The following is a 17,959-nucleotide window of genomic DNA, read 5'->3' as shown; positions in this document are numbered from 1 at the left end:
TGTCACTGCCTTGGCAAACTTTTGCCACGCCTATGGCAAAGTTTTGCCAACGCGGTGGCAAAGTCTTGCCAATGGGAAGGCAAAACCTTGTCATAGGCGTGGCAAGAAAAGCGGAAAAAGGTGCCTTTGATGAATTTCTTTGATAAAATGAGATGGTAATACCTTGATATTCCACAAAAATACTATTTATTGGTTCGAAATTTCTATTCTTTTTTTCTGAATCGGCTTATCTTTGCTTTCGTAGAAACCAATAAAAAGTTATAATACTATGAGAAGATTTTTCCTCATATCGTCATTCTTGACGTTGTTTGCAATCGGAAGCTCGGCGCAATGGAAGCCGGCAGGTGATAAAATCAAAACGGACTGGGCATCCCAGATCAATCCCGCGAATGTGTTGCCCGAATATCCTCGTCCCATCATGGAACGGAGTGACTGGAAGAACTTGAACGGACTGTGGAATTATGCCGTTATAAATAAAGGTGAGCATCTTCCGGCAGAGTTCGAAGGGCAGATACTTGTTCCTTTTGCCATCGAATCCTCCTTGTCCGGAGTTGGAAAAAGAATCAATGAAAACCAGGAACTGGTCTACCAGCGCAGTTTTGAAATTCCTTCTGCCTGGAAGGGAAAACAAGTGCTGTTGCACTTTGGCGCTGTCGACTGGAAAACGGATGTATGGGTGAATGATGTGAAAGTAGGCAGCCATACGGGGGGATTTACTCCGTTCTCTTTCGATATTACTGCCGCCCTTTCTGGCAAAGGCAATAATCAGTTGGTCGTAAAAGTTTGGGACCCAACGGATAAAGGACCTCAACCCCGTGGAAAGCAGGTCAGCAATCCGGAAGGTATCTGGTACACTCCCGTAAGCGGTATCTGGCAGACGGTATGGATGGAGCCGGTTGCCGGAAAACATATCAAGAACCTCCGTATCACTCCCGATATTGACCGTAATCTGTTGACAGTGAAGGCTGAATTGAATAGTGCATGTCCTTCCGACTTTGTGGAAGTGAATGTGTATGACGGCAATCAACTGGTAGCCACCGGCAAAAGTATCAATGCAGAGCCGGTGGAGGTGTCCATGCCCCGGAATGCCAAGTTGTGGAGTCCGGATTCCCCCTTCCTCTATACGCTGAAAGTGACTCTGAAAAGCGGAGGCAAGGTAGTGGATAAGGTGGACAGCTATGCTGCCATGCGTAAGTACTCCACCCGTCGTGACGCGGATGGCATCGTACGCCTGGAACTAAATAACGAGGCTTTGTTCCAGTTTGGACCGCTGGACCAGGGTTGGTGGCCCGACGGACTGTATACAGCTCCCACAGACGAGGCTTTGCTGTATGATGTACAGAAGACGAAAGATTTCGGTTTCAATATGATTCGCAAGCATATCAAGGTGGAACCGGCACGTTGGTACACACATTGTGACCGTTTGGGTATCATCGTATGGCAGGATATGCCGAGCGGTGACCGTAATCCGGAATGGCAGAACCGCCGCTATTTCGACGGAACAGAACTGAAACGCTCCGCCGAATCCGAAGCCTATTATCACAAGGAATGGAAGGAAATAATGGATTGTCTCTACTCTTATCCGTGTATCGGTACATGGGTACCGTTCAACGAAGCCTGGGGGCAGTTCAAGACGGTAGAGATAGCCGAATGGACGAAACAGTATGACCCGACCCGTCTGGTGAATCCGGCAAGTGGCGGTAACCATTATACTTGCGGTGACATGCTCGACCTCCACAACTATCCCCAACCGGAGATGTATCTGTATGATGCACAGCGTGCCACGGTTTTGGGTGAGTATGGCGGCATCGGCCTTGTCTTGAAAGACCATATCTGGGAACCGAACCGCAACTGGGGATATGTTCAGTTCAACTCTTCCAAAGAAGTGACTGATGAGTACGTGAAATATGCCGATATGCTGTATCAGATGATAAAAAGAGGTTTCTCGGCAGCCGTCTATACACAGACCACGGATGTGGAGGTGGAAGTGAACGGTCTGATGACTTACGACCGCAAGGTGATAAAGCTGGATGAGAAACGCGTGAAAGAGATAAATACACGTATCTGCAATTCACTTAAGAAATAGGGGCATTTACAATTTACCATTTACAAAGTACAATTTGGCTGCGCTGTCATCTGCATAGTTAAATTGTACTTTGTAAATGGTAAATTGTACATTAAAAGTGTTGTTATGAGACAGTTGATTATAAAGCTTTTACTTGGCCTGTGCATGGGAGCGGCGTTGCCGGTCTGTGCGCAGGATGCTGTTCATTACTATTTCAGAACGATGGATATCCGGAACGGTCTTTCGCAGAACACCGTGTATCAGATTTTGCAGGATAGGAAAGGCTTTATGTGGTTCGGAACCAAGGACGGTCTGAACCGGTATGACGGATTGTCTTTCCGTATTTACAAGAAAGAGAACTCCGGTTTAGGCAAGAATTTCATAACCGCGCTCTACGAGGACCGCCGGGGCAATATCTGGATTGGTACCGATGGGGGAGTCTTTATTTACGACCCGGTACTGGATTCCTTTACCGCTTTCGATGAGGCCAGTGATAACGGCAGTATCATCAGGGATTTCGTCACCATGATTGGAAGTGACGAGGACGATAATATCTGGATATCGGTAGAAAACCAGGGGTTGTTCTGCTATAAACCGGATGAAGGGAGGCTGCTGAACCATCTGCACGATTCGGGACTGCCCAATGTAACCCGCTTTTGGCTGAATGGGAATACGTGTTGGCTGGCCTTGTATGCGGATAATCTTTACTATACGAAAGCTGACTTTGAAACTCCTCTGCAGCCTTTCAAGGACGCGGAAGGAAATGAGATTTTCAAGAATGATATTATCAACTGGCAGGTCAGCGGACCCCATAATTGTGTGTATATCGCTTCGCTGAACGGGTTGACAGAGATAAACCAGACTACCGGCAAGACGCGGAAGCTGCTGAACACCTATGTGAGGGCTTTGCAGTTCAAATCTGACAACGAGCTGTGGGTGGGCGCAGAGTCCGGCTTGTATATTTACAATCTGACGAATGACAAGATTACCCATTTGACCGTTCCCGACCAGGATGATTCGTATGCATTGTCGGACAATGCCATTTATTCGCTCTGCTGCGACAAGGAGAACGGCATGTGGATAGGGTCTTATTTCGGTGGAGTGAACTATTGTCCTTATCAGTGGACTTACTTCGAGAAGTTCTATCCGAGAGACAATCTCAGGCATTTCGGCCGTCGTGTACGGGAAATCTGTGAAAGTAATGATGGCACCTTGTGGATAGGTACCGAAGACAAAGGCTTGTTCAATTACAATCCGGAAAACGGAAAGATAGAGCCTTTTGAGCATTCGGCCATTTATCAGAATGTTCATGGCCTTTGTCTGGATGGGGATGATTTGTGGGTAGGTACGTTTTCCGGTGGTCTGAATCGGGTGAATCTTCGGACCAGGCAGGTGAAACATTATGCCAAGGGTGAGAGTGAGAATTCCATGGTCGCCAATGACGCCTTTACCATTTGCAGGACCACTACGGGAGACGTGTGGATAGGCACCACGTCCGGTCTGTTGAAGTACAATCGCTCCACAGATGACTTTACCCGGATTCCTCAGCTGAAGAATATGTTTACTTATAACATTCTGGAGGACTTCAACGGAAATCTGTGGTTTGCTACTTTCTCCAATGGAGTGTTCTGCTACAATGTAAGAAGCCAGCAGTGGAGGAATTATCTGTCTAATGAGAATGATTCGACCTCTCTTCCCTACAATAAGGTAATCAGTATCTACGAAGACAGCAGGAAGCGTCTGTGGTTCATGACGCTGGGTGAGGGCTTTTGCCGCTACAATCCGGAAACGGACAATTTTACCCGTTATGACATGTCGAAAGGATTTCCGAGCAATACCATCTACAAGATGGTCGAGGATAAGCGGGGTAACTTATGGATTACTTCCAATTATGGTCTGGTCTGCTTCAATCCCGATACGGAGAGCAAACATGTCTATACCACGGCAAACGGGCTGCTGAGCAACCAATTTAATTTCCAGTCCGGTTACATTGACAAGAAGGGACGCATCTATTTGGGAAGTATCAACGGATTCATAGCCTTTGACCCGGAAACTTTTGTGGAGAACACTTTTCTCCCTCCCGTAGTGATTACAGATTTTTATCTGTTCAACAAACGGCTTTCGGTGGATAGTCCGGATTCTCCTTTGGAGAAGAGCATCACCTATGCGGATGAGATAGAGCTGGATGCCGACCAGAATTCTTTCTCTTTTCAGGTTGCAGCCCTGAGTTACCAGGCACCCGAAATGAATGGTCTTGAATGTAAGCTGGAAGGCTTTGACCGCGACTGGTATACGGTAGGGCGGAATTCCATCATCAACTATTCAAACCTTCCTTATGGAAGCTATACATTGCGTATAAAAGGTTCCAACAGCGATGGCAAGTGGAACGCGACGGAACGTGTGCTCGACATCCATATTCATCCTCCTTTCTATCTCTCCACTTGGGCGTATGCTGTTTATACGGTATTGGCGTTATGTTCACTGGCTGCTGTAATTATCTATTTCAGAAAACGGACCCGGCAGAAGCATCAGCAGGCTATGGACAAGTTTGAGCGGGAAAAGGAACGGGAGTTGTATACTGCGAAGATAGACTTCTTCACGAATGTGGCGCATGAGATACGTACACCGCTTACACTGATAAAGAGTCCGCTCGAGAATGTATTGGCTTCCCGTTCTGTTTCGGATGACATCAGGGATGATTTGGAGACCATGGAACTGAACACCAACCGACTGCTTGATTTGGTGAACCAGTTGCTGGACTTCCGGAAGACGGAGACACAAGGCTTCCAATTGAATTTTGTGGAATGTGACGTGTCTGAGCTCTTACAAAAGACGTATAAGCGTTTCAAGCCTTTGGCACGTGAAAGGGGGCTGGCATTGAGTATAGAGACTCCCGAAAGCTTGTATGCTTCGGTTGATAGGGAAGGGCTTACCAAGATTATCAGCAATCTGCTGACCAATGCGATAAAGTATTCGGAGACCTATATACGCATCAGGCTATATTCGGAAGGTGAAAGACTGCTGCTTTCTGTATGCAATGACGGCCTTGTCATTCCGGTAGAGATGCGCGAGGAGATTTTCAAGCCGTTCATCCAGTATAAAACCGGTACCTTGCGCTCTGTACCCGGCACCGGTATCGGGCTTGCACTTGCCCGTTCATTGGCCGAACTCCATGAGGGTACGTTGTGCATGGAAGATTCGATGGAGAACAACTGTTTCCTGCTGTCACTTCCGCTGAAGCACGAGCAGACGGTGGCTATGGAGCATAAAGAACCGGTAACGGGCGGGGAATCCTCTGAGGAAAGTGGTGCAGGTACTGCCTTGGAACAGCACCGGTATACTCTTTTGGTGGTGGAAGACAGTCTGGAAATGCAGGCATTTGTTGTGAAACAGCTCTCTTCGGAATATCGTGTGCTGACTGCCGTGAATGGGGTGGAAGCTTTGAAGGTGTTGAAGGAACATACTGTAAATCTTGTCATTTCAGACATTATGATGCCCGAGATGAATGGATTGGAGCTGTGCGAGCATCTGAAGTCCGAGCTTGACTATAGCCATATACCGATTATCCTGCTTACGGCGAAGACGACCCTTCAAGCCAAGATAGAGGGAATGAAGCTGGGGGCTGACGTATATATAGAAAAGCCTTTCTCTGTGGAATATCTGAAAGTGTGTGTAGCCAATCTGCTGAACAACCGTGAGAAGCTACGGGCTTCTTTCGTCAATTCTCCTTTTGTGCAGACGGGCAGTATGGCAATGACAAAGGCAGATGAATCTTTCCTTAAGACATTGAAGGAAGTGGTAGTTGCCAATATGCAGAATCCGGATTTCTGTCTGGATGATATGGCAAGCCTGCTGAACATGAGCCGTTCGAGCCTGAACCGGAAGATAAAGGGCATATTGGATATGACCCCGAATGACTACATCCGCCTGGAGCGGTTGAAGAAAGCGGCGCAGCTTTTAAAGGAAGGAGAGTGCAAAATCAATGAGGTTTGCTACATGACCGGCTTCAATACTCCTTCCTATTTTACCAAGTGCTTCCAAAAACAATTTGGTATTTTGCCCAAAGACTTCGTGAAATGATGAAACTATATAATCAAGTATTAGAATTTTTGTATCAACAATGCTTTGATGTATATATCCGCTCCAATTGTTTTATGAAATGATTGTTTTGTTGCATTTATAGTTGTATTTATGGATTATTTTTGAAGTGAAAAATTTCATTTGGTAATGTCTCGAGAATTTGTCGAATGGAATTGGATTTATGAAGAAAAAACAGTGTTTAATTAAAACTTTAAATCTTATGCAGGTAAATACAAAATTCCTCGTGTGTTCGCTTATATATATGGGGAGTCTTTCTGCGAACGCGGTGGGATCGTCTTCTTTGGCAAATGAAACGGTGCACGTATCTATCCTTTCGGTGGATCAAACAAAAAATGAACGGAACATTACAGGACGTATAATCGACGGAGATACCGGAGAGGCTCTTATTGGTGTCAGCATTCTGGTTAAAGGAGCCTCTATGGGTACGGTGACCGATGTTGATGGGAAGTTTTCATTGTCTGTGGCTACAGGAGATGTCTTGGAGATATCGTATATCGGCTATAAAAGCCAGTCGATAGTGGTTGGCAATCAGAGTGTCTTGGATATACGGATGATGTCCGATAACGAATTGTTGGATGAAGTGGTAGTGGTGGGCTATGGCTCTCAGAAAAAAGTGAATCTGACGGGCTCTGTTGCTACGGTTAATTTTGATGATAAGACCTTGTCGCGTCCCGTAACTACGCTTGCTTCTACTTTATCGGGTATGGTGGCCGGATTGAATGTGATGCAGACATCCAGTAAGCCCAACTCGGAATCATCTACTCTGCGTATTCGCGGTACAGGTACTTTAAATGATTCTGCACCATTGGTGCTGGTTGATGGAATGGAAATGTCGCTGAATAATGTCAATCCTAATGATATCGCTTCTATCTCCATCCTGAAAGATGCCGCTTCGTGTGCTATTTATGGTAACCGTGGTGCTAATGGTGTTATTCTATTGACTACCAAGAAAGGTACGGACGGGAAAATCAACGTGACCTATTCAGGAAAATTCTCCTATAATACACCGGCTAATCTGATCCGTATGGTTTCAAACTATGCCGACTACATGGAATTTATCAATGAGGCTTCGGACAATGCAGGGCAGGCACAGGTGTTTAGCCAAACTACCATTGATACGTGGCGTGCAGCGGCCAGTAATCCGAATGGAATATCCGAATCGGGCTATCCGAATTATGTGGCCTATCCGAATACGGACTGGTATGATGAGGTGTATAATCCGAAATTGATGCAGGAACATTCTATTACGCTTACCGGTGCGGAAAAGAGAACCCGGTATAGCCTGAATGCTACGTATGTGGATAACCCCGGTTTGGTGGTGAATTCAGGAATGAAGAAATATTATATGCGCAGTAATCTGGAATCACAGGTTGCCAGTTTCTTGGCTGTGGGGCTGAATGCATGGGGTTATCATGTAGATCAGGAAAGAAATAATGTTGATGATTTGAATGGTTTGCAAATGCAGAAAAGTACACCGGGAACCTATCCGTATTACGATGGGAAATATGGAGCTCCCGAAGCCCTCGAAGAAGATCCGGTAGTCAACAATCCGGTTTATTATCTGAATAGTGCGGGAGGCTCTTATAAAACAACGAAATTCTTTGTGAATCCTTATATTAAGATTGATTTCCTTAAGAACTTCCATTTGACTTCTAACTTCTACTACAATCATTATCGGCAAGAGAATCTGTGGCATTATTCCGATTATCAGGAAAGATTTTCATTCCAACGTGGAGAAACTATGAATGTTCCTCCTACTTCCGAATTGCTTGCGGAGTACCCTGTGAAATATTATATTGATGGAAATCAGAGCTGGAAAAATACTACCACCTTAAACTGGGGACAGATTTTCAAAGGTAAACACGATGTGGCAGCCTTAGTGGGCTATGAGGAATTCCGCAAATGGGCACGTACTACCGACATTAGTAAGAAAGGAATGCTTGATACCAGCCTTACAGACTTTGACGCATTGACGGAGCCTGATTATATTGATGGAAGCACTACAGAGTTTTCATCCCGTTCTATCTTTGGTCGTGTTACTTATACGTATGATTCCCGTTACTTATTTGAGGCGAATGTCCGTTATGACGGTTCCTCCCGTTTTTCTCCGGAGAACCGCTGGGGTATATTCCCATCCTTTTCGGCAGGGTGGCGTTTGTCGGAAGAGAAATTCATGAAGAAGCTGAATTGGCTCGACAACCTGAAACTACGTGTTTCCTGGGGACGACTCGGAAATAACTCAATCGGTAACTATGAATGGCAGGCTGTTTATGCTACGGCTCCCCATTATGCTTTTGGCAACAAGGAGGTTCCTGGACTGGGCATGGGAAGTTTTTCCAACTATAACTTGGAATGGGAGACAACTACGGTTACCAACCTGGGTATCGACTTCTCTATGCTGAAAAACCGTTTGAGTGGAACAGTGGAGGTTTATAATAAGTTGACGGACGGTATCTTGTATAATCCCACTTTGTCACCTACTTTGTCTGGGTTCAGTTCTCCCCGACAGAATATTGCAGAGGTTACTAATAAGGGACTTGAAATAACCTTAGGTTGGAATGATCGGATCGGTTCTGTCTCGTACGGCATATCCGGAAACTTCTCTTACAACAAGAATGAAGTAACCAAATACAAAGGAGAACTTGTCCGCGGATGGCAGCAGAATGCGGATGGTAGTTCCACTTATTATACCAATTTGGGTGAGGTTTCAACAGGAGACTTGCAGCGTGTTTTGGAAGGGCACATGATCAATGAATTTTATGTGCTGAACGTATATAAAGGCAATAGAAACTATTTTAATGCCGACGGTACGGTAAATCCGAAAGGAGGGCCTTCTGACGGAATGATCCGTACGGAAGATGATATGAAATGGTTGCAGGCCATGACGAATGCCGGATATAAGTTCTATCCGAAACAGGGAATCGGCAAGAGTAATATCTGGTATGGTGATATCATTTATGCAGACTTGGATGGAGATGGCATTTATGGTGACGACGATGACAAGGATTTCCAGGGTTATTCTAAAACACCGAAGTATTACTTCGGCTTCCAGACAAACCTGTCATGGAAAGGCATTGACTTCTCTATGAATTGGGCTGGTGCTGCCGGATTCAAAATCAACTGGTATCAGTCTGGTGAGAATAGTAGTATAACCTGGTTTGGGTATGGAATAGGTAAAGATGTAGCTTATGACCATTACTTTTACGATCCTGAGAATCCGAATGACCCGCGGACAAATCTTACTTCGGCAAATCCCCGTCTCACCATGGATAAAGCAGCTCAGGTAAGTGTTTCCGGCCAGCATATTCTACATAATGGCAATTATCTGAAACTGAAGAATCTGACAGTCGGCTACACGCTCCCCAAAGATTGGGTACAGAAGGTGTGTATGCAAAATGTGCGTGTTTATGTTTCGGGAGAGAATCTGTTGACGATTACTAAGTTCAAAGGTATTGATCCTGAAATGATGAGTGGAGTGGGCTATGCTCCTATGAGACAATATGCTTTTGGTGTAAATGTTACTTTCTAAAATTAAATGGTATGAACAAGATAAATATAAACAAAGGAAGAAATCTGATGAAAACGATGGCCGCAGTGGTCCTTGTGGGAATGTCAACCGCAGGTTGCGTAGATATGGATTTGTCACCCAATGGAAAGCCGGCGGAAGGGAATGTATGGTCGACTCCTACCTTGGCGGAACAGACGATAGCGGGTGTGTATAATCAACTGTATGTGGATTATAGCGATGTTGCCAATGGATGGTTTGATATATGGTCCAGTACTATGGATTACGGTATAGGTATAGCTCCTACTTTCAATTTCTTATTTGCGACAAATTCTCCGAGCTCTGTTAAGGGGAGTTCTGCTCCCTGGCAAAGATTCTATAAGGGAATTATCAAGGCAAATGATGTGATTGGCAATCTGCCTACGGTCGAGGGATTTGATGAGACTAAAAGAAGCCGCTATATTTCAGAATGTATGTTTCTGCGTTGCTGGTGGTATTACAGGCTGAATATCTTGTATAATGGAGTTCCTTACTATAAAAATCCGATTAAGGATATTGATGAGGCAAAACTGGCACGTTCCACTCAGGATGAAGTCTGGGGATATATAGTGGATGATCTGACTTCCTGTATCAATAATCCGGATTTGCCGGATAAATACAGTTCGGATGATGCCAATTACGGGCATATTACAAAAGGTGCAGCCTATGCTTTAAGAGGCAAGGTATATCTGTGGATGAAAGAATGGAAAAAGGCGGCTGATGATTTTCAGGCAGTAAAGGATTGTGGATACACGCTTTATAAAGGTGCGGGTGAGGAGTCATACAAGAAACTGTTTAAGGTGGAAAATGAGCGTTGCGATGAAATGATATTCTCTTTGCAATGTCTGGATCATCCAGATTATACGCAAAAGAAGAACAGAGGTTTCGGTAACAGATGCTTGCCGCCTGACCCTTCAGGCAATGGATTGGGATGGAATAATTATATTATAAACCCGCAGTTTGCCGAGTCTTACGAAAATAGAGACGGTAGTAAGTTCAATTGGGATGACATTATCCCCGGATATAATGATATGGGCATTGATAAGCGTATGGTGTATTTCCTGCGGAATAATATCACGGAGACTGAAAGAAAGAACGCAGTAGCTGCGGGGGCTGATATGTCCAAATATGATGCTTCCGGTAACGAGGAGAGGATTAAAAAAGCCTATGAAAACCGTGATCCGAGAATGGCAATGTCCGTTATAACCCCTTATGCCTCTTTTCTTGGTGGGGTTGAAGGAACTCCTAAAGAGTATGTGATGCGTTATCCTTTCCGTTCTTATACCACATATGGGGATTTGAAAACAGATACAAGTTTGAAGTTCTATTACTTAAATCGTAAGTTTGTGGGTGAAGGATTAGAGTTGCCGAATATATATTCTGAATTGGATTTGCCGTTTATCCGTTATGCGGATGTTCTGTTGAATTGGGCGGAGGCATTGAATGAGTTGAATGATCTTCCCGGAGCCATAAGCAAAGTGAATGAGGTGCGCGAAAGGGCAGGTGCCCAATTACTGGGAACCAACGAATTTACTCAGGTTACAGGAAAAACAGATATGCACCAGCGTATCATGAACGAACGCCATTGGGAATTAATAGGTGAAGACGTGATTTATTTCGATGAGATTCGCTGGAGAACCTGGAAAGATCTGAAGTTCTATAAGGACAAAGAAGGCAAGATGAATGGTATGACTCAGATATGGGGAACCAGAACTAATAATTATGCCTGGGGAGGAGATCATTACTGGAGTCTTCCGATACCGGCGAGAGAAATGCAAATGAATCCTAATATGGTGCAGAATCCGGGTTGGGATTGATGTGATTGAGTCTCTGCATACTTCATAATCTCTTTATAGGGGTTATGGAGTATGTGTCGTTTTTTATATGGTTATTAATTAAAATCAGATAGTTATGAAGTTTATAAAACATCTTTTCTCAGGAATCGTTCTCCAGGGAATAGGTTTGTCTTTGTTTGCGCAGACAGATAAACCTAATATCGTAGTGATAATGACGGACCAGCAACGTGCCGATTTGTGTGGACGTGAAGGTTTTCCTATGGATATTACTCCATTTGTCGATGAATTGGCACATCAGAACGCTTGGTTCGATAAAGCGTATACGGTTATGCCGGCCAGTACTCCTGCACGTTGTTCCATGTTTACCGGCCGTTTTCCAACTGCAACTCATGTACGTACCAATCACAATGTGCGTGACATTAATTATGCGAAAGACTTGGTAACCGTTCTGAAGGAGAATCATTATAAAACTGCTTTAGTAGGTAAGAATCATGCTTATCTGAACTCAAAGGATATGGATTTTTGGTCTGAATATTCTCACTGGGGGAAGAATAAGCCGGTGACGGAAGGAGAGCGTGCTATTTCCAAATTCTTTAAAGAGGCAGTCGGGCAGTATCTGGAACCTTCGCCTATACCTTTGAAAGATCAGCAACCTACGAGAATTGTGGATGAGGCTATAGAATGGATAGATAGCCAGAAGGACAATCCGTTCTTTGTATGGATTTCATTCCCTGAACCGCATAATCCGTATCAGGTTTGTGAACCTTATTATTCAATGTTTGCACCGGATAAGATTCCAGCTGTGAAGACTTCACGGAAGGATGTATTGAAGAAGGGAGAAAAGTATCAGATTCTGGCGGAACTGGAAGACGCTTCTTGTCCTAATCTTGAAAGAGACCTGCCTCGGTTACGTGGAAATTATATGGGGATGATTCGTCTCATTGATGATCAGATCAAACGCTTGGTTGAGGATCTGAAGGAAAAGGGACTATTCGAGAAAACTATCATCGTTGTTCTGTCCGATCATGGAGATTATTGTGGTGAATACGGACTAATTCGTAAGGGAGTAGGCTTGTCTGAGTCTCTAACCAGAATACCGATGGTTTGGGCAGGCTATCAGATAAAGAAGCAGCCTAAAGCTATAGATGCGCATGTTTCGTTGGCCGATCTTTTCCCTACTTTTTGTACTGCGATAGGTGATTCAATACCGGTAGGTGTTCAGGGACGGAGTTTGTGGCCTATGTTGACGGGTAAAGAATATCCGAAAGAAGAGTTTTCAAGCGTTGTTGTACAGTTAGGTTTTGGCGGAGAAGATGTTCCTTTGGACGATAGCTTGACTTTTGAGCAGGAAGGTGCGCTGGGACCCAATAAGGTGGCTCATTTTGACGAACTGAATACATGGACTCAAAGTGGAACCTCTCGAATGGTACGTATGGGTGACTGGAAACTGATTATGAATAGTTATGGAAAAGGGGAACTGTACAATTTGAAGAAAGATCCGTATGAAATTAATAATTTATTTGGAAATCCCAAGTTGATAGATAAGCAGAGCGAGTTGCTGACAAAATTGTTGGCTTGGGAATTGCGTTTGCAGGACCCGTTGCCATTACCAAGACATCGTTATCATTTTAAACGAAATCTTTATAATTATCATTTAATACAAGATAATAATTTAGAAAATCAAAGCAGTTTCTAAATAGGATACTTTATAAGATATAAACATGAAGAAGAATTATATATTGCTGCTATTGCTTTGTCTTTGTTTTGCAGGGTGCAAGGAAAAGCTGGTTGTAGAGTCCGACCATCTGCCCATTGCCGACCCTTACGTAATGCTTTACGAAGGCAAGTATTATGCCTACGGCACCGGCGGTACGGTGGAAGGAGAGGGCTTTGCCTGCTTCTCTTCCGACGACTTGAAAAACTGGACGCGTGAGGGGCAGGCACTGTCGGCTGCCAATTCCTACGGTACGTGGGGATTTTGGGCACCGGAGGTGTACTATATCAAGTCTAAAAATAAATTCTACTTGTTTTATTCCACCGAGGAGCATATCTGTGTGGCAACGGCAGATGTTCCCCAAGGCCCGTTCCGTCAGGAAGTGAAGCAGCCGATATGGGATGAGAAGAGTATCGATACCTCTCTATTCATTGATGATGACGGTACGCCTTACCTTTATTTCGTGCGTTTTACAGATGGCAACGTTATTTGGGTGGCAGAGATGAACGATGATTTGACCGGCATTAAGCAGGAGACGCTGACAGAGTGCATTAAGGTGGGAGAGCCTTGGGAACTTTCGCAGGACAAGCCTGCTAAGGTGGCCGAAGGTCCTTCAATTTTGAAGAAAGAGGGTGTCTACTACCTGGTTTATTCAGCCAATCACTTTGAAAGCAAGAACTACGGAGTGGGTTACGCGACTTCGAACAGCCCGATGGGACCGTGGAAGAAATACGAGGGAAATCCGATTCTGCAACATGCCGACGGCTTGATGGGTACCGGTCATGGAGCACCCTTCTGCTGTAAGGACGGTAGCTGGAAATACATTTTCCATGCACATTGGGATTCCACGAAAGTACAGCCGCGCACTTCGTATATCAAGGATTTTGCCATTTCCGACCAGGGAACGGTTTCCATCGGCGGCACTCTTGTCCGTCCGCAGGTATTGGGCAGTACATCACCCGAAAAGTAAAATGAAAGAATGAAAAGAATACATTGTATGAAGAAGTTTCTTGTATTATCAGTGTTATGCAGTCTGATAGCCTGTTCCTCGTCATCGGCTACAAAAGAGGATAAACCGGAAGAACAACAGCCGAAGAATGTCTATCGCAATCCGGTGATAGATTATAGTTTGCCAGACCCTTCTGTCATTGAGGGAGATGATGGATACTACTATTTGTATGCCACCGAGGACATACGCAATCTGCCGATTTACCGTTCCAGGAACCTGGTGGATTGGGAGTATGTAGGTACTGCCTTTACCGACCGTACGCGGCCTGATTTTGAGCCGAACGGCGGTTTGTGGGCGCCGGACATCAACAAGATAGGTGATAAATACGTGCTCTATTATTCTATGTCTGTTTGGGGAGGCGAGTTAACTTGCGGCATCGGTTGTGCTACTGCCGATAAGCCTGAGGGACCTTTTACGGACCACGGAAAGATGTTCCGCAGCAATGAAATCAATGTACAGAACTCCATCGACCCTTTCTATATAGAGGATGGAGGGAAGAAATATCTTTTCTGGGGCAGTTTTCGAGGAATCTATGCGATTGAACTGTCTGATGACGGACTCTCTCTGAAGGACGGCGCCACACCGCAGCAAGTGGCAGGAACCGCTTACGAAGGTACCTATATTCACAAGAAGGACGGGCATTACTACTTCTTTGCTTCCATAGGAAGTTGTTGTGAGGGATTGAAGAGTACTTACACTACTGTTGTAGGCCGTTCAGATAATCTTTTCGGCCCCTATGTCGACAAGAATGGCGGTAGCATGATGGATAACAAGCACGAAGTGCTGATTCAGAAAAGCAATTCCTTTGTGGGTACCGGTCATAATTCGGAGATTGTGACGGACAATGCCGGCAATGACTGGTTCTTCTATCATGCGGTGAGCACAAAGAAGCCTGAAGGCCGTGTATTGATGTTGGATAAGATTAGCTGGGAAGACGGATGGCCGACGGTAGAAGGCTCCGTTGCATCCACGGAAGCGGAGAAACCGAAATTCTGACAAGTATGAAGAAATCTATTTTAATCTCCTTGTTGGCCTTATTGATGATGGGCTGTCAAGTATCGGGTGGCAGTTCCTTGAAAGTGGAGGAAACCACTGTTGAAATGCGGAAGAATCCCGAAGGAGTGGCTGTATCGGCTCCCCGTTTCTCATGGCAACTAGTAACCGACAAGCAGGATGTGATGCAGACTGCTTATCAGATTGAAGTGGCGGACTCGGAAAAGGGCTTGCAGGCCGGCTCCGGGCTGGTATGGAACAGCGGTCGTGTGGAGTCTGGCCAATCGGTGCTGGTGAAGTACGCAGGGGCGCCTTTGGAGTCGGGACAGAAATATTGGTGGCGTGTCACTGTATGGACAAATACCGGTGACAAGGCGCAAAGTAGTATCCAATATTGGTCAATGGCTTTGCTGGACAGTTCGGACTGGAAAGCCGGCTGGATTGGACTGAACGACAGTACAAACTTGAAACTGGACGGTGAGCGGACCATCCTTCCGGCACGTTATCTGCGGAAGGAGTTTGATTTGCCGTCACAGCCGAAGCGTGCAGTCCTTTATGTTTCGGGAGTAGGCTCTTCCGTATGCTATATGAATGGCGAGAGGATTGGAAATGATGTATTCGGTCCTTTGCCTACCTGGTACGATGCTTCTGTATCTTACCTAACTTATGATGTCACCCCCTTGTTGAAGTCCGGTACCAATGCGATAGGCGTGGCTCTGGGCAACGGCCGCTATCTTTCCATGCGCGCCAATGGGATGGTAGGTTTTGGTTTGCCCCGTCTCATGGCGCAGTTGAATATAGAGTACGACAATGGTGAGACGGTGTCGGTAGTCAGCGATGATTCCTGGAAAGCGACGAACCACGGTCCTATAACTGCGAACAACGAATTTGACGGTGAACATTACGATGCCCGCTTGGAATTGGGTAAATGGACGGAAAGCGGCTATAATGATTCCGGATGGCAGTTGGCCGAACGGATGGAGGCTCCCAAAGGAAAACTTGTGGCACAGCTCTCTCCGAGTCTGAAGGTGATGGAGGAGATAAAGCCAATATCCGTTAAATCGGTAGGTGATGGAAGATATATCGTGGATATGGGGCAGAATATGGTAGGAATACAGCAGGTGAAACTGCGTGGCAAGAAAGACAAGCCCATTACTATGCGTTTTGCCGAAGTGCTGAAGGACAATGGTACGGAACTGTATCTTGACAACCTGCGCAGTGCCCTTGTCACGGATATTTATACTCCTGCCGCTGACGGTGAGTTTGTTTGGGAACCGTTGTTTGTTTACCATGGTTTCCGTTTTATGGAAATATCCGGTTTGGACTATGAACCGGCAACGGATGATTTCACCGGTAAGGTGGTGTATGATGAAATGGCAACGAACGGTACGTTCGAGACTTCCGAGGAGTTGATTAACAGACTTCACAAGAATGCCTATTGGGGAATCCGTGGAAACTATCGCGGTATGCCTACCGACTGCCCCCAGCGTGATGAACGTCTTGGATGGCTGGGCGACCGCACTACTGGTGCCTATGGTGAAAGTTTCATTTTCGGCAATGCCTTGATGTATAAGAAGTGGCTGGTGGATATAGAAGAGTCCATGAATGAAAATGGAAGTATCTCTGTGGTATCTCCCCGTTACTGGACCATCTTCCATGATGACGTGACTTGGCCGGCTGCCTATTTTTACGTAGCCGACATGCTTTACCGCCAGTTTGGCGATGATAGCTCCATCAAAGAACGCTATCCGTCCATGAAGCGCTGGGTAAACCACATGACGGAGACCAAAATGAAGGACTATATTCTGGTGAAGGATGAATACGGGGATTGGTGCATGCCTCCCGAGTCGCCGGAGCTGATTCATTCGGAGGACCCTGCCCGGAAGACGAACGGCGAAGTGCTGAGTACAACGGTGTTTTACAGCATTCTGCAACTGATGGAGAAGTTCGCGCAAATGAACGGACTTCCGGCAGATGCTGAAGAGTATGCAGCACTTGCCATTAAGGTCAAGGACGCTTATAACAAGAAATTCTTCAATACTGAGACTGCACAATATGACAACAATACGGTGACGGCAAACCTGCTTTCCCTTAGACTGGGCCTGGTTCCCGACGGATATGAAGATAAAGTATTTGCCAATGTCGTGGAGAAGACGGAAAAAGACTGTAAGGGACATGTCAGTGCCGGTGTGCTTGGCATCCAGCATCTGATGCGCGGACTTACCGAGTACGGTGGACTGGAACTTGCCTATAAGATAGTGACCAATGACACTTATCCCTCATGGGGCTACATGATTAAGAAGGGTGCAACCACCATTTGGGAATTATGGAATGGTGACACGGCAAATCCGGCGATGAATTCAAGAAACCATGTGATGCTTTTGGGAGATCTGCTGATATGGTTCTATGAGGATCTTGCCGGCATAAAGAATACTCCCGCTTCCGTCGGGTTCAAGCAGATTCTGATGGAACCGGTATTCCCGGAAAAACTGAATTATGTGAATGCTTCGCATGTATCGCCTTATGGCAGAATAGGAAGTTCCTGGAAACGTGATGGCAATAAGCTGGAGTGGAACGTTGAGATTCCTGCCAATACAACCGCTACGGTCAAGCTGCCGCTTGACTTCCATGTACAGGTAGATGCCGGTCAGGCGGGGATTCATTCCGTGGAGGAGGCTGACGGTAAGCTGGTAGTCGAATTGGGCTCCGGCAAGTATGTATTCATGTCTGAATGATA

The 17,959-nt window shown here is 45.6% G+C and carries 8 protein-coding genes; all 8 read left to right on the top strand.

Features of this window, described 5'->3' with window-relative positions; all coding sequences use genetic code 11:
• The first annotated feature begins 268 nt into the window (after positions 1-268).
• The 8 genes from DW800_RS01500 to DW800_RS01465 all read left to right on the top strand — a co-directional run bounded on the left by DW800_RS01500 (position 269) and on the right by DW800_RS01465 (position 17,957).
• Positions 269-2,086 (top strand): glycoside hydrolase family 2 protein, encoded by a 1,818-nt coding sequence (locus DW800_RS01500; RefSeq protein ID WP_005826156.1) that lies wholly within the window; start codon positions 269-271, stop codon positions 2,084-2,086.
• A gap of 105 nt (positions 2,087-2,191) precedes the next feature.
• Entirely contained in the window at positions 2,192-6,145 is a 3,954-nt protein-coding gene (locus DW800_RS01495) for a hybrid sensor histidine kinase/response regulator transcription factor (protein WP_117703748.1), read from the top strand.
• A gap of 220 nt (positions 6,146-6,365) precedes the next feature.
• A complete protein-coding gene (locus tag DW800_RS01490; RefSeq protein ID WP_119957715.1) occupies positions 6,366-9,695 on the top strand; it encodes a SusC/RagA family TonB-linked outer membrane protein in 3,330 nt (1,109 codons plus the stop codon).
• A gap of 11 nt (positions 9,696-9,706) precedes the next feature.
• Positions 9,707-11,527 carry a RagB/SusD family nutrient uptake outer membrane protein gene (locus DW800_RS01485; RefSeq protein WP_005833912.1) on the top strand — a complete coding sequence of 607 codons (1,821 nt, stop codon included), beginning with the start codon at positions 9,707-9,709 and terminating at the stop codon, positions 11,525-11,527.
• Between the two features lie 94 nt (positions 11,528-11,621).
• On the top strand, positions 11,622-13,202 hold the full coding sequence (locus tag DW800_RS01480) for a sulfatase (protein ID WP_005833911.1): 1,581 nt from the start codon (positions 11,622-11,624) through the stop codon (positions 13,200-13,202).
• A 25-nt stretch (positions 13,203-13,227) separates the two neighbouring features.
• Complete coding sequence (locus DW800_RS01475) at positions 13,228-14,190, top strand: glycoside hydrolase family 43 protein (protein ID WP_207814315.1); 963 nt, start codon at positions 13,228-13,230, stop codon at positions 14,188-14,190.
• 27 nt (positions 14,191-14,217) lie between these two features.
• Complete coding sequence (locus DW800_RS01470) at positions 14,218-15,225, top strand: family 43 glycosylhydrolase (protein ID WP_118274287.1); 1,008 nt, start codon at positions 14,218-14,220, stop codon at positions 15,223-15,225.
• A 5-nt stretch (positions 15,226-15,230) separates the two neighbouring features.
• Positions 15,231-17,957 (top strand): glycoside hydrolase family 78 protein, encoded by a 2,727-nt coding sequence (locus DW800_RS01465; RefSeq protein WP_119957713.1) that lies wholly within the window; start codon positions 15,231-15,233, stop codon positions 17,955-17,957.
• Positions 17,958-17,959 lie beyond the last annotated feature (2 nt).

The sequence above is a fragment of the Bacteroides sp. AM32-11AC genome, assembly GCF_003603515.1.
GTDB lineage: Bacteria > Bacteroidota > Bacteroidia > Bacteroidales > Bacteroidaceae > Bacteroides > Bacteroides uniformis.
The sequence above is the reverse complement of the archived record's forward strand: the minus strand, read 5'-3'. Positions and strand labels throughout refer to the sequence as shown.